Raw genomic sequence first — 13,511 nt, forward strand, 5'->3', positions numbered from 1 at the left:
GAAACGGCCATTCAAGGAGACCCGGATGATCCTCGACGCGGCAGGCCTTGCGCTACGCAATCTCTTCGCACCCGAAACACGCTCCGTGTTCTGGAAGGTGATCGGACTGACGCTTCTGGTGCTGGCCGGCCTGTGGCTCGGGCTGCGCGAGGCCTTCATGACCTATGCGATGCCGTGGGTCGAAGGCCTGCTCCCCGGAACGCCGGCCTGGGCCGGCTGGCTGACCTTGGTCTTCGGGCTGTTTGCCAGCATCGGTCTTGCGCTGGCCCTCGCCCTCCTGTTGTCCTCCGTGACGGCGATCATCGCCGGCCTTTTCCTCGACGACGTCGCCGAGGTTATCGAGAAGCGCGACTATCCGACGGACCAGCCGGGAATTGCCATGCCGATCGGCGAGGCGATCCTTGCCTCGCTCAAGTTCTTCGGCATCGTGATCGCCGGCAATATCGTGGCGCTGATGCTGCTTCTGGTGCCGGGCGTCAACATCGTCGCCTTCTTCCTGGTCAACGGTTATCTGCTCGGGCGTGAATTCTTCGAGTTTGCCGCGATGCGCTTCCGTTCACCGCAGGACGCGCGGCTGTTCCGCTCGCGCCATTCCGGCACGGTGTTCGTCGGCGGGCTGGTGATCGCCGGCTTCCTGGCGATCCCGATCCTCAACCTGCTGACGCCGCTGTTTGCCGCCAGCATGATGGTTCACCTGCACAAGAAGCTGACGCAGCGCGATCCGCTGGCGGTCTAGAGCATTTTAGGCGACAACGGAGTCGCCTTAAATGCACTATCTCTTTGTTTTGACGCAATTCCGGACGCAAAGCCGTTTCACAGTTTTGCTGGAATTGCTCTAGGCGGTCTCTCCGAAGACCTGCGGCGGAAGCTCGACCAGCGGGGCGGGGATGTCGCAGGTCTTTTCCAGCGACTTGCAGATGTCGGCGATGACGCAGCGCTCGCATTCGGGCTTGCGCGCCTTGCAACAGTAACGCCCGTGCAGGATCAGCCAGTGATGGGCGTGGTAGAGCCAATGCTTCGGAATGATCCGCAACAGCCTATCCTCGACCTCGTCCGGGGTCTTGCCGGGGGCGAGGCGAAGCCGGTTGGCGATGCGGAAGATATGGGTGTCGACCGCGATCGTCGGGATGCCGAAGGCCATGGACATCACCACGTTGGCGGTCTTGCGGCCGACGCCGGGCAGGGTCACCAGCTCTTCGCGCGTCTTCGGCACCTCACCGCCGTAAACGTCGACGAGCCGCTGGGAAAGCGCGATCACGTTCTTCGCCTTGTTGCGGTAGAGGCCGATCGTCTTGATGTAGTCGCGGACCTTTTCCTCGCCGAGCGCCAGCATCTTCTCCGGCGTGTCGGCGACCTTGAACAGGGCGCGCGTCGCCTTGTTGACGCCCGCATCGGTCGCCTGCGCCGAGAGCGCCACGGCGACGACGAGAGTGAAGGGATTGACGTGTTCGAGCTCGCCCTTCGGCTCGGGCCTTTGGATCGAGAAGCGGCGAAAAATCTCCTCGAGCTCGGCCTTCGAGTAGAGCGAGCGGGTCGCGGGCTTGCGAACTGCCTTCACGGGATTTGACTTTTTCAAGGTTTGGGTGCTGGATTTCTTGATCGGGTCGGTCATGGACAATCTATAGTCGGGCACAATGACGGAAGGCAATGTGGACACCATCGCAGAACAGCCGATATTCGCGGCGGAGCTCGTGCCCTATCGCTCGTTGGGCCGCAAGGGCTTTCGCATCCTGCTGATGATCACCGGTGCCGTCTGCGCCGTGCATGCCGCCTTCTTCATGGCGACCGGCGCCTGGCCGATCGGCCTGTTCTTCGGCCTCGATTTCCTCCTGCTCTACGGCGCTTTCTGGCTGAACTACCGGGCGGCGCGCGCTCGCGAGGAAGTCATCGTCTCCCGCACCAATCTTTCGATCCGCAAGTTCACGCCCTCGGGGCGGATGACCGAGCATCGTTTCAACCCGTTTTGGGCGCGCTTCTTCGTCAAGCGCCACGACGAGATCGGCATCGTCTCGATGCAGGTGGCAGGGCAGGGGAAGCGCACCGATGTCGGGTCCTTCCTCAATCCCGACGACCGGGAGAGTTTCGCGCGCGCCTTCAAGGGGGCGCTGGCGACGGTGAAGCGGCGGATCTGACTTGGGTGTTCTTTGAGAGGTCGGTGATCAGCCCCTCATCCGCCTCCTGAGCCAGTCGAAGGGCGGCACCTTGACCGGCCCTTAGCTCAAGCTCAGGGCGTTCGTCATTCGAAACGATCCACCGGATCGTTTCGTCGGCTCAGCCGACCATTCCTCACCCCCATTCATGGGGAGAAGGTCAGGCTGAGAGGCTATCGTGTACTCAAGGTCATCGACCGTCACCAGGCATGGCAAGAAACGGGTGGCGCGCTGGCCGCTCGCGTGGTGAAGTCGGGTCACAGATGAGGACCAAAGCCATGACCCTTGCGCAACAGATCGACCTTTCCGCCATCAGCGACGTGACGCCCGAAGGCTCCGACTACGAGACGGTCCGCCGGGTGATCGAAATGCTGACGCTCGACTACCAGAGCCAGCCGTCGCTGGAAACGATGGCGGTGCGGCTCGGGCAGTCGCCGAGCCAGCTCCAGAAGACGTTTACCCGCTGGGCGGGGCTATCGCCGAAGGCCTTCCTGCAGGCGGTGACGCTTGACCACGCCAAGCGGCTGCTCGGCCGGGAGGGCATGCCCCTCCTCGAAACCTCGATCGAGCTCGGGCTTTCCGGTCCCGGTCGGCTGCATGATCTCTTCGTCACCCACGAGGCGATGTCGCCGGGTGAGTGGAAGGCGAAGGGGGCGGGGCTCACCATCCGCTACGGCTTCTTTCCGTCGCCCTTCGGTCTGGCGCTGGTGATGGCCACCGATCGCGGGCTGGCGGGCCTTGCCTTTGCCGATCCAGGCGGCGAGGCAGCCTGTTTCGACGACATGGCCGAGCGCTGGCCGGCGGCGAATTTCGTCGCCGACCAGGCCGCGACGGCCCCTTATGCCGCACGCGTCTTCGATCCGGCAAAATGGTGCGGCGACCAGCCGCTGAAAGTCGTCTTGATCGGCACCGACTTCCAGGTCCGGGTGTGGGAGAGCCTGCTTGAAATCCCTCTCGGCAAGGCCGTCACCTATTCCGACATCGCGGCCAGGATCGGCCAGCCGACCGCGAGCCGTGCCGTCGGTGCCGCCGTCGGTCGCAACCCGATCTCCTTCGTGGTGCCGTGCCATCGGGCGCTCGGCAAGAGCGGGGCGTTGACGGGCTATCACTGGGGGCTCACCCGCAAACGTGCGATGCTCGGCTGGGAGGCGGGAAAACTCGGCGGCTGATCGCGTCGAACCTGTGCATAAATCGATTGAAATCCTGGGGTGCCCGTCCTTGACTTTGCCATCTTCGGCTGGTGATAGTCGCGTGGATTTTTCCGGCTTGCCGGCCAGCACAGGGACAAAGACGATGACCTCCAAACTCGAACAGCTTCGCTCCATGACCACCGTCGTTGCCGACACCGGCGACATCGAGGCCGTTGCGCGCCTGAAGCCGGTCGATTGCACCACCAATCCGTCGATCGTCTTGAAGGCGCTCGGCACCGATGCCTTTGCCGATGCGTTCAAGGAAGCGATCACCTGGGGCAAGGCCAAGGGCGGGGCGAGCGATGCCGTGGTCGGCGCGGTTGCCGATCGCCTGGCCGTGTCCGTCGGGGCAGCGCTTGCCGCGCTCGTTCCGGGTCGGGTGTCGACAGAGGTCGATGCCGACCTCTCCTTCGACACCAAGGCATCGATCGAAAAGGCCCACCAGATCATCGCCGGCTACAAGGAACGCGGCATCGAACGCGACCGGATCCTGATCAAGCTCGCCTCGACCTGGGAGGGCATCCGCGCGGCGGAAGTGCTCCAGAGCGAAGGCATCGACTGCAACCTGACGCTTCTCTTCTCCAAGGCCCAGGCGATCGCCTGCGCCGAAGCCAATGTCTTCCTGATCTCGCCCTTCGTCGGACGTATCCTCGACTGGTACAAGAAGTCGACCGGCGAGAACTACACCGCCGAGACCGATCCGGGTGTGCTGTCCGTGCGCTCGATCTACAACTACTACAAGTCAAACGGCATCAAGACGATCGTCATGGGCGCCTCGTTCCGCAATTCCGGTGAAATCGAAGCGCTCGCCGGCTGCGATCGCCTGACCATCAGCCCGCAGCTGCTCGACGAACTCGATGCCGCGACCGGCACGCTGCCGCGTCTTCTTTCGCCGGAAAGCGTCAAGGCCGAGCCGCGTGTCTCGCTCGACGAGAAGGCCTTCCGCTGGGCGATGAACGAAGACGCGATGGCGACCGAAAAGCTCGCCGAAGGCATCCGCGGCTTCGCCAAGGATCTCGGCACGCTGCGCGGCCAGATCGCCAAGGCGCTCGCTGGGTGATTTCTTTCTCTTCTCCCCTCGGGGAGAAGTGCCGAGCATAGCGAGGCGATGAGGGGGCGGAACAGACTATGAGCCGCTCTACCTCTTCTCCGACTATGGTTGGCGAGCTTCGCTCCCTCATCCGGCCCTGCGGGCCCCCTTCTCCCCGCTGGGCAGAAGAGACGCCTTATGGCCGCGGCGGGTGCTCGAAGGGGTCGATGACAATCAACGGATCCGTCGACGGACGAAGGTCCTCAGGCGATGCGAAGCCTGCTTCCTCCAGGAGGAAGCGGCCGTCGACCCAGCCGCTAATGCGCGGCCGCCCGACGGTGGCGACGCGGCACCAGAAGCCGCCGCGGCTTTCCTTGCAGTTCAATCGCTCGATCGGCGTTCCCTCTTCGAGCATGAGGATGACGCGGAAGGCGGGGCCGGCGCCGGAATAGACCGGGAGCGGCTGGCCCGGCGGCAGGCCGCGCACATGCCACAGATACCCATCCATCGGTGCGACACCGCCGACGCCGGGCGCGGGGATGACCTGCGGTTCCTGCGCGAACAGCGCCTGCGGCAGCAGGTAGAGGGCCGTGGCCAGAACGGCTGGGGCGACCAGGTTGGACAGGGCGCGGTGCATGCGGAAACTCCGTTGACTGCGTGTGACGATAGTACAGCGACGCTTTCGTTGCCGCATTTTCCACGACCAAGGTAAACGCCAGCCTTGCATCGCGATGCGGTCGCAAATTTTTGTCGAGCGAATTTGCTTGATATCAAAATGATTGTGATGCAAACGAATTTCATGACGAAGACATCACGCAGGGAATTCGGGTTTCGGCTCGTGGGATTGTCGCGGCGCTGGCGCCAGCATGTGGACGAGGCGGTGGCTGCCGTCGGGTTGAGCGATGCGACGTGGTCGCCGCTTTTTCATCTCGACCGTATCGGCGACGGCCTGACGCAGAAAGAGCTGGCGGCGCGGATCGGCCTCGACGGCTCGAGCCTCGTCAGGCTCCTCGACATCCTCGAGGGGCAGGGACTGGTCGAGCGTCGCACGGGGGCGGAAGACCGCCGGACGAAGCGTCTCTACCTGACGCCGGCCGGCACCGAGCGCGTCAACGAGATCATGGCACGCGTGATACCGCGTGAGGACGAGATGCTGCAGAACCTCGACGACGCGGAGATCACCGTGCTGCTCGGCGCGTTCGAAAAGATCGAAGCCCGCATCCGGGCCCTTTCCGAAACCGAGGAGCATTGAACCTTGCCCATGGCGGAAAAAATGGCAGCAATCGGTTTCGACCTGCCGCGGCTGAACTTCGCGCTGCGCACGGCGATTGCTGCGTGTCTTGCCCTCCTCGTCGCATGGTCGATCGGTCTCGAACATCCGCAATGGTCGGCGATGACGGTGTGGGCGGCGGCGCAGCCAACGCGGGGACAGCTTCTGGAAAAGAGCTTTTTCCGCATCTTCGGCACGCTTGTCGGCGTGGTGGCGGGGGTGGCGCTGGTCGCCGTTTCCGGTGCTGATCCGCGACCGCTGGTGATCGGCCTTTCGATCTGGATCGGGATTTGCGTTGCCGCCGGCAACCTGCTCCGCGGCTATGTCTCCTATGGAGCCATGCTGTCAGGCTATTCGGCATCGATGGTGGCGCTGCTCGATACCGCCCATCCTGACCATGTGCTGGCGCTCGGCGCGGACCGGGCCGCTACCATCATGGTGGGCGTCCTGACGGCGCTGGTGATCGGCTGGATCCTGACGCCGTCCGCCGCCGAGCAGGAAATGACCGGCCGGATGCGCCGGGTGACGGCCCGTCTGCTGCGCGATCTCGCCGCGTCGCTGAGGAACGGCAGTGCGACCGCGCTCGACGACGAGCAGCGCAGCCTTCTGGCCGAGATGGCGGCCATCGACGAAATGCTCGACCCACACGGCGCCGGCTCATTTCGCTCGCGACAGGCGGTTCGTGCCATGCGCACGGTGCTTTCCGTGCAGATTTCGTTGCTGCTCGCGGGCCGCCGCGGTAGTCATGGGCAGAGCGATGCGGTGGCCGATCTGCTGGACGAGGCGGCGGTCGGCTTCGAAGGCGGCAACGGTTCGGACGGACCGCTGGCGCTGATCGACCGGGCGGCCGATCGGGCAGGCCTGCAAGGCGACCTCGGCGAAGCGCTGCAATCGCTCAGCCAGGCGATCCGCGCGCATCGCATAGCACTTGGGCAGGCCGTCGTAACGAACGCCCCCGGCAGGCAAGGCAGCCATCCGGTCGTGCTGCACCGGGACTGGGTCGGCGCGCGGCAGGCGTCGATCCGTGCGATGCTTTGCATGCTCGCGGTCGGCCTGTTCTGGGTCGTCACGGGATGGGCGGCGGCACCCTTCCTGCTGCTCGGCCTGTCGATCATGACGACGATCTTCTCGACCTTCGACAACCCGGCCCAGACGATGCGTTTCGTCCTGCTCGGGCAGGTCTTCGGTGGGGCGGGCGCGCTTGCCTGCCGCTTCCTCGCCTGGCCGCTCGCGGCCAGCGAGTTGCAGGTGGTACTACTCACCATGCCGTTCATTCTCGTCGGTGCGCTGTTCTTCTCGCATCGGCGCACGCTTGCCTCCGCGTTCGACTATGCGATGGTGTCGCTGCTGCTTCTCCATCCGGAGTTCCCCCTGCCGGGGGATCTTCCGACCATGCTTTCGAGCATCGTGGCCGTGGTCACGGCGCCCCTGGTGGCGATCCTCGCCTACAGGGTGATCTTTCCCCTCAATGCGGGTGCGCGTCTCGAAACGCTGATCTTCATGATGGTTCACGAACTGCAGGACATGGCGCGGGCCGAGGACGCCTCGCAGCATCGCCTCACATGGCGTGCGCGCCTCTATCACCGTCTGTTCCGCCTGATCCGCTTCGCCGAACGGAGCGGCGGTACGCATCGCGACGTCACGGATGGCGGGCTTGCCATCTTGTCGATCGGATACTCGATCCTGTCGCTACAGGATCTCGTGCGCGATGGTTCGCTATCCGACTGCGAGGAGCGGGCCACCAGGGCAGCATTGCAACGGCTGAAGAAGATCGGATCGGAACCGCTGAAGGCCGCCATTGCTCTGGACCGGGCGGCGAGCCGTCTTTTGGGGCGCTACGAGCACGTCGGCGCTTCGGTTGCCAGCGCGGCCGGGGCGCTGAAGGCGAATATCGGCTTTTTCAAGCGGGCGGGCTGAAACATGGGGATCGGCGGCGCGGTCAAGGCCGCACCACCGATCGTTGGTGTCAGTGCGCAATCATGACGTGGCGCACGGCGGTGTAGTCCTCCAGCGCGTAGACCGACATGTCCTTGCCATAGCCGGACTGCTTCAGGCCGCCATGGGGCATTTCGTTGCACAGCATGAAGTGAGTGTTGATCCAGCTGCAGCCGTAGCGAAGCCGGGCGGCTGTCTTCATGGCGCGGGAAATGTCCTTGGTCCAGACGGACGAGGCGAGGCCGTAGTCGCTGTCGTTGGCCCAACCGATGGCGTCGTCCGTGTCGGAGAAGCGGGTGACCGAGACGACGGGACCGAAGACCTCGCGGCGGACGATCTCGTCGTCCTGCCGGGCGCCGGCGATGACGGTCGGAGCGTAGAAGAAGCCCTTGTCGCCGGAGACCTTGCCGCCGGCCACGACTTCCATGTGCTTGTGTTCCGAGGCGCGGGCAACGAAGCTTTCGACGCGGTCGCGCTGGCGCTTCGAGATCAGCGGGCCGATCTCGTTCTCGGTGTCGTCGGCCTGGTTGAACTTCAGCGTCGAGACGGCGGAGGCGAGATCGGCGACGAAGTTGTCATAGACCTTGTCGGAGGCATAGATGCGGCAGGCGGCGGTGCAGTCCTGGCCGGCATTGTAGTAGCCGAAGGTGCGGATCGCGGAGACGACGGCATCGACGTCGGCGTCGTCATAGATGATAACCGGGGCCTTGCCGCCGAGCTCGAGATGGGTGCGCTTCACCGTCTTGGATGCGGCGGCGAGAACCTTCTTGCCGGTGGCGATGTCGCCGGTGATCGACACCATGCCGATCTTCGGGTGGTTGATCAGCGCGTTGCCGACGCTCTCGCCGCGGCCGAGCACGACGTTGACCACGCCTTCCGGCAGGATGTCGGCAAGCAGCTTGGCGAGCTTCAGGGCGGTGAGCGGGGTCTGTTCCGAGGGCTTGAAGACGACCGTGTTGCCGCCGGCAATCGCCGGAGCCAGTTTCCAGGCCATCATCATCAACGGGTAGTTCCACGGCGCGATCGAACCGATGATGCCGACCGGATCGCGGCGGATCATCGAGGTGAAGCCCGGGAGGTACTCGCCGGCCACCGGTGCATGCAGCGAACGGACGGCGCCGGCGAAGAAGCGCCAGCAGTCGACGATCGCCGGGATCTCGTCGTTCTTCACCGCGTTGATCGGCTTGCCGCAGTTCAGGCTCTCCAGTGCCGCGAAACCGTCGGCATCCTTCTCGATCGCGTCGGCGATGGCGAGCAGGTAGGCCGAGCGCTGACCCGGTGTCGTGGCGGACCAGCTGTCGAAGGCCTTTTCGGCGGCGTCGACGGCGGCATCCACCTGGGCGAGGGAGGCTTCGGGCAGATCGAGGATCGCTTCCCCGGTCTTCGGGTTGAGGATCTTCTCTTCCGTCTCCGTGCCGGCCTCGAACGTCGAGCCGATCAGCATTTGCGTGTCCATGTCGTTCTCCCTCAGTTTTGTCTTTCAGGTGCGGACCGCCTGCGGATCATCGCCGCGGTCCGGACGGGGTTCATTTTCCGCTGCCCGCGACGGTGTCGGTATCGCGGGTCAGGTAATAGGCGCCGAGGATCGGCAGGAAGGTGACCATCACCACTAGCATGGCGACCACGTTGGTGACCGGGCGCTGGCGCGGGCGGATCAGCTCCTCGAGCATCCAGATCGGCAGGGTTGCCTGCTGGCCGCCGGTGAAGGTGGTGACGATGACCTCGTCGAAGGACAGCGCAAACGCGAGCATGCCGCCGGCGAGCAGTGCCGTCGCAATGTTCGGCAGCACCACGTAGCGGAAGGTCTGGAAGCCGTCGGCGCCGAGGTCCATCGAGGCCTCGATCAGCGAACCGGAGGTCCGGCGGAAACGGGCGACCGCGTTGTTGTAGACGACGACCACACAGAAAGTGCCGTGGCCGAGGATGATCGTCCACATGGAATAGGGGATCTCGGCGAGCGAGAAGGCGGAGCGCAGCGCGATACCGGTGATGATGCCGGGAAGGGCGATCGGCAGGATGACGAGCAGCGAGATCGCCTCCCGGCCGAAGAACTTGGTGCGAGCGACCGCGGCGGCGGCGAGTGTGCCGAGGACGAGCGCGACCATCGTGGCGATCGCTGCGACCTTGGTCGACAGCACCAGTGCGTCCCAGACGTCGGGACGGTTCCAGGCGACGGCGAACCACTTCGTGGTGAAGCCCGGAGGCGGCCACTGGAAGCTCTTCTCCTCCGTCGTGAAGGCGTAGACGAAGATCAGCAGGATCGGCAGGTGGAGGAAAAGGAGCCCGCCTGCGGCTGCGATCTTGAGCGGCCAGGTGGCGCCGGTGGAGCGGTCAGAGCGCATCGAAGGCCCCCATGCGTTTGGCGATCCAGAGATAGATGCCCATGATGACGATCGGGACGATCGAGAAGGCGGCGGCGAGCGGCACGTTGCCGGCGGTTCCCTGCTGGGCATAGACGGCCTGGCCGATGAAGAGGCGCGAGGAGCCGACGATCTGCGGAATGATGTAGTCGCCGAGGGTCAGCGAGAAGGTGAAGATCGAACCGGCGATGATGCCCGGCAGCGCCAGCGGCAGCAGCACGTTGCGGAAGGTCTGGCCGGGGCGAGCGCCGAGATCGGCGGAGGCTTCGATGAGGTTTCCCGGCACGCGCTCGAGGGCCGCCTGGGTCGGCAGGATCATGTAGGGCAGCCAGACATAGACGAAGACCAGGAAGGTGCCGATATAGCTGATGGACAGCGAGTTTCCGCCGATCACCGGGGTCGCCAGAATGGTGTCGAGCAGCCAGGTCAGGTGCAGTTTTTCGAAGACCCAGGTCAGGATGCCTTCCTTGGCGAGGATCAGTTTCCAGGCATAGACCTTGACGAGATAGCTCGACCACAGCGGCAGCATGACGCCGAGATAGAAGAAGGCCTTCCATTTGCCGGTCGCGTAGCGCGCAGCATAGTAGGCGATCGGGAAGGCGAGCACCGCCGAGGCGAGCGTCACCGCGATCGACATCAGAAGCGTGCGCAGGATGATGTCGAAATTGGCCGGGTTGAGCAGCTGGCCATAGGTGGCGAGCGTGAACTCGTAACTGACCATCCCGGAGAATTCGTCGATCGAAAAGAAGCTCTGCAGCAGCAATGCGATCAGCGAACCGATGTAGATGATGCCGAGCCAGAGCAGTGGTGGGATCAGCATCAGGACGAGCAGCAGGCTCGGGCGCCGCCAGAACAGGTCCGACACGCGGCCGAGAAGGCCGCCGCGGGCGGGAAGGATCGACGTGGTGACGACGGTGCTCATGCGGCGTCGTCCATGTAGTGAAGGTCGCCCGGCTGCCAGAGCAGGTGGACGGCGTCGCCGACGGCCGGGACGGGCTGGCCGGCCGGGACCATGACGGAGAGACCGATATTGCCGGCCGCGACATGAAGGCGGGTCGCCGCGCCGAGGAAGCTCTTCGAGCGAACGGTTGCGGGAATGCCGCCTTCGGAGACGAGGCGGATGGCTTCGGGACGCAGGCTCGCCCACTTCGCCTCGCCGCCGAGTTTCTTCATGTCTGCCGGAGCGACGACGTTGGAGGAGCCGACGAAATCGGCGACGAAGCGGGTCTTCGGCCGGTTGTAGATTTCCTCCGGCGTGCCAGCCTGGACGATCTTGCCGTCGTTGAAGACGGCGACGCGGTCGGCCATCGACAGGGCCTCGCCCTGGTCGTGGGTGACGAAGATGAAAGTGATTCCGAGCGACCGCTGCAGGGTCTTCAGTTCTTCCTGCATCTGCTCGCGCAGCTTGAGGTCGAGCGCGCCGAGCGGTTCGTCGAGCAAAAGCACCTTCGGTTTGTTGACGAGCGCGCGGGCGAGCGCCACGCGCTGGCGCTGGCCGCCGGAGAGCTGGCCTGGCTTGCGGGCGCCGTAACCGGGCAGCTTGACCAGTTCGAGGGCCTGTTCGGCGAGCTGCAGCCGCTCGCTCTTGTCGACACCCTTGACCATCAGGCCATAGGCGACATTGTCGAGGATGTTCAGGTGCGGGAAGAGCGCATAGTCCTGGAACACCGTGTTGACGTTGCGGCGGTAGGGCGGAACGCCTTCGGCGGTCTCGCCGAAGATCTCGAGATGACCGGAGGTCGGCTGTTCGAAGCCGGCGATCAGCCGTAGGCAGGTCGTCTTGCCTGACCCGGACGGCCCGAGCATGGCGAAAAACTCGCCCGGGGCGATCTTGAGGTCGACGGCGTCGACGGCTTTGACGGCGCCGAAATGGCGCGACACCTTCGAGAATTCAACGGCTGCGGTCATAGGTACTCCGGATGGCTGGAATGGCCCCTCATCCGCCTGCCGGCACCTTCTCCCCGCATGCGGGGAGAAGGCCGAATCTTTCTGGCCTTGCGGATCAACAATTGTCGCGCGTTATTGCGACGGCTAGGGGCATGTCCCCTCTCCCCGCGGGCGGGGAGAGGGCTAGGGTGAGGGGCAGAGCCCTCTCACATGGTTCTATCAACGGCCGCCGATGACGCCGATGTAGTCGGAAACCCAGCGGTGGTAAGGTACGCACTCGCCCTGGCTTTCGCACTTCGAGGTCGGGGTCCTCCAGAACTTGATCTTGTCGAAGTTCTCGAGACCGTTGGTCGTGCAGCCCTCGTCGGTGAAGAGCTCGTTGCCCTTGCAGGCGGCCGGTACGGACGGAACGGTGCCGAACCAGGCGGAGACGTCACCCTGAACCTTCGGCGAGAGCGAATGCTCCATCCACATGTAGGCGCAGTTCGGGTGCTCGCTGTCGACGTGCAGCATGGTGGTGTCGGCCCAGCCGGTGACGCCTTCTTCCGGGAAGGTCGAGGCGATCTTGGCACCTTCCGACTTCATCAGGTTGACCTGGAACGGCCAGGAGCCGGAAGCGACGACGCCTTCGTTCTTGAAGTCGTCGATCTGGATCATGGCGTCGTGCCAGTAGCGGCCGACCAGCTGCCGCTGGCCGCGCAGCAGGTCGAGGGCGGCCTTGTACTGGTCTTCGTTCAGCTCGTAGGGATCCTTGATGCCGAGCTCGGGCTTGTGCTTCATCAGGTAGAGGGCGGCGTCGGCGATGTAGATCGGGCCGTCATAGGCCTGGACGCGGCCCTTGTTGGACTTGCCGTCCGGCAGGGTCATTTCCTCGAAGACCACCTTCCAGCTGGTCGGTGCCTGATCCTTGAAGGCTTCGGTGTTGTACATCAGCACGTTCGGACCCCAGACATAGGGTGTGCCGTAGTGAACGCCGTCCTTGGTGTGCCAGGGCGCGTTCTGCAGGCGCTCGTCAATGGTGCTCCAGGAGGGGATGAGGGCGGTGTTGATCGGCTGGACGCGCTTGCCGGCGACGAGGCGCAGCGAGGCGTCGCCCGAGGCGGTGACGAGGTCGAAGCCGCCTTCGTTCATCAGGGCGACCATTTCGTCGGAGGTCGCGGCGGTCTTGACGGTCACCTTGCAGCCGGTATCGGCTTCGAACTTGGTGACCCAGTCGTAGTTCTTGTCGGTTTCGCCGCGCTCGATGTAGCCGGCCCAGGCGACGATGGAGAGGGCGCCTTCACCCTTGCCGAGTTCTTTCAGGGGCTCCTGGGCGACGGCGGTCGTCGCGAAGCTGACGATGGCGGTGATCGCGGTGCAGGACTGCAAAAATTTCTTCATGGCAATTTCTCCCGTTTGGGGGCCGCCTTATCGCGGCGTTTGTTCCCGAGTTTGAAGGTGACGCGAAATCGCCGCATTCGCAAATTCATTTGTCAGAAAGCCGCTATCGGTTTTTCCGAAAGATCGACAACGAAATAGCCCCTCATCCGCCTGCCGGCACCTTCTCCCCGTTCTGACGGGGAGAGCGACTGTCTTGGCAGTCAAGCGTTTTGCCATGGTTTTTCGTCCCGGATGATGGCGTTGAGGATTGTCAGCAGTTTGCGCATGGTAGCGACGACTGCGACGATCCTGGGCTTGCCCGCCGCCACG

The 13,511-nt window shown here is 64.3% G+C and carries 13 protein-coding genes and 1 pseudogene; 6 read left to right on the forward strand and 8 right to left on the reverse strand.

Translation table 11 applies throughout. The features are described 5' to 3' along the window. The first annotated feature begins 25 nt into the window (after nucleotides 1-25). Nucleotides 26-736, forward strand: a complete 711-nt coding sequence (locus tag HHL25_RS20660; RefSeq protein WP_169595123.1) for a sulfate transporter family protein — start codon at nucleotides 26-28, stop codon at nucleotides 734-736. A 99-nt stretch (nucleotides 737-835) separates the two neighbouring features. Here the strand turns inward: HHL25_RS20660 and nth are convergent, their stop codons facing one another. Then, the gene (nth, locus tag HHL25_RS20665) at nucleotides 836-1,612 is read right to left on the reverse strand and encodes an endonuclease III (protein WP_169595124.1); all 777 of its coding nucleotides are present in this window, start codon (nucleotides 1,610-1,612) and stop codon (nucleotides 836-838) included. Between the two features lie 22 nt (nucleotides 1,613-1,634). On the opposite strand from nth, the gene HHL25_RS20670 reads away from it, so the two are divergent. The 3 genes from HHL25_RS20670 to tal all read left to right on the forward strand — a co-directional run bounded on the left by HHL25_RS20670 (nucleotide 1,635) and on the right by tal (nucleotide 4,400). Then, a complete protein-coding gene (locus HHL25_RS20670) occupies nucleotides 1,635-2,132 on the forward strand; it encodes a DUF2244 domain-containing protein (protein WP_169595125.1) in 498 nt (165 codons plus the stop codon). Nucleotides 2,133-2,428: 296 nt separating this feature from the next. Beyond that, a complete protein-coding gene (locus HHL25_RS20675; RefSeq protein WP_169595126.1) occupies nucleotides 2,429-3,319 on the forward strand; it encodes a methylated-DNA--[protein]-cysteine S-methyltransferase in 891 nt (296 codons plus the stop codon). 124 nt (nucleotides 3,320-3,443) lie between these two features. Then, entirely contained in the window at nucleotides 3,444-4,400 is a 957-nt protein-coding gene (gene tal, locus HHL25_RS20680) for a transaldolase (protein ID WP_169595127.1), read from the forward strand. A 166-nt stretch (nucleotides 4,401-4,566) separates the two neighbouring features. Here tal and HHL25_RS20685 read toward each other — a convergent pair whose 3' ends face one another. Next, entirely contained in the window at nucleotides 4,567-5,007 is a 441-nt protein-coding gene (locus HHL25_RS20685; RefSeq protein ID WP_246701915.1) for an SH3 domain-containing protein, read from the reverse strand. A 162-nt stretch (nucleotides 5,008-5,169) separates the two neighbouring features. On the opposite strand from HHL25_RS20685, the gene HHL25_RS20690 reads away from it, so the two are divergent. Continuing rightward, a complete protein-coding gene (locus HHL25_RS20690) occupies nucleotides 5,170-5,622 on the forward strand; it encodes a MarR family winged helix-turn-helix transcriptional regulator (protein ID WP_169595128.1) in 453 nt (150 codons plus the stop codon). 21 nt (nucleotides 5,623-5,643) lie between these two features. After that, the gene (locus HHL25_RS20695; RefSeq protein WP_169595129.1) at nucleotides 5,644-7,557 is read left to right on the forward strand and encodes an FUSC family protein; all 1,914 of its coding nucleotides are present in this window, start codon (nucleotides 5,644-5,646) and stop codon (nucleotides 7,555-7,557) included. A gap of 49 nt (nucleotides 7,558-7,606) precedes the next feature. Here the strand turns inward: HHL25_RS20695 and HHL25_RS20700 are convergent, their stop codons facing one another. The 6 genes and pseudogenes from HHL25_RS20700 to HHL25_RS20725 all read right to left on the reverse strand — a co-directional run. Further along, entirely contained in the window at nucleotides 7,607-9,031 is a 1,425-nt protein-coding gene (locus tag HHL25_RS20700; protein ID WP_169595130.1) for a gamma-aminobutyraldehyde dehydrogenase, read from the reverse strand. A 70-nt stretch (nucleotides 9,032-9,101) separates the two neighbouring features. Continuing rightward, nucleotides 9,102-9,917: an ABC transporter permease gene (locus tag HHL25_RS20705; RefSeq protein ID WP_169595131.1), complete on the reverse strand. Its 816-nt coding sequence runs from the start codon at nucleotides 9,915-9,917 to the stop codon at nucleotides 9,102-9,104. Then, on the reverse strand, nucleotides 9,907-10,857 hold the full coding sequence (locus HHL25_RS20710) for an ABC transporter permease (RefSeq protein ID WP_169595132.1): 951 nt from the start codon (nucleotides 10,855-10,857) through the stop codon (nucleotides 9,907-9,909). The genes HHL25_RS20705 and HHL25_RS20710 overlap by 11 nt, the downstream gene beginning before the upstream one ends. Further along, nucleotides 10,854-11,843, reverse strand: a complete 990-nt coding sequence (locus tag HHL25_RS20715) for an ABC transporter ATP-binding protein (RefSeq protein WP_169595133.1) — start codon at nucleotides 11,841-11,843, stop codon at nucleotides 10,854-10,856. The genes HHL25_RS20710 and HHL25_RS20715 overlap by 4 nt, the downstream gene beginning before the upstream one ends. 198 nt (nucleotides 11,844-12,041) lie before the next feature. After that, complete coding sequence (locus HHL25_RS20720; RefSeq protein WP_169595134.1) at nucleotides 12,042-13,202, reverse strand: ABC transporter substrate-binding protein; 1,161 nt, start codon at nucleotides 13,200-13,202, stop codon at nucleotides 12,042-12,044. Nucleotides 13,203-13,402: 200 nt separating this feature from the next. Then, nucleotides 13,403-13,511, reverse strand: a pseudogene (locus HHL25_RS20725) (IS110 family transposase); the annotation flags it as partial.

It is taken from the genome of Rhizobium terricola, from assembly GCF_012927355.1.
Classification (GTDB): Bacteria; Pseudomonadota; Alphaproteobacteria; order Rhizobiales; family Rhizobiaceae; genus Allorhizobium; species Allorhizobium terricola.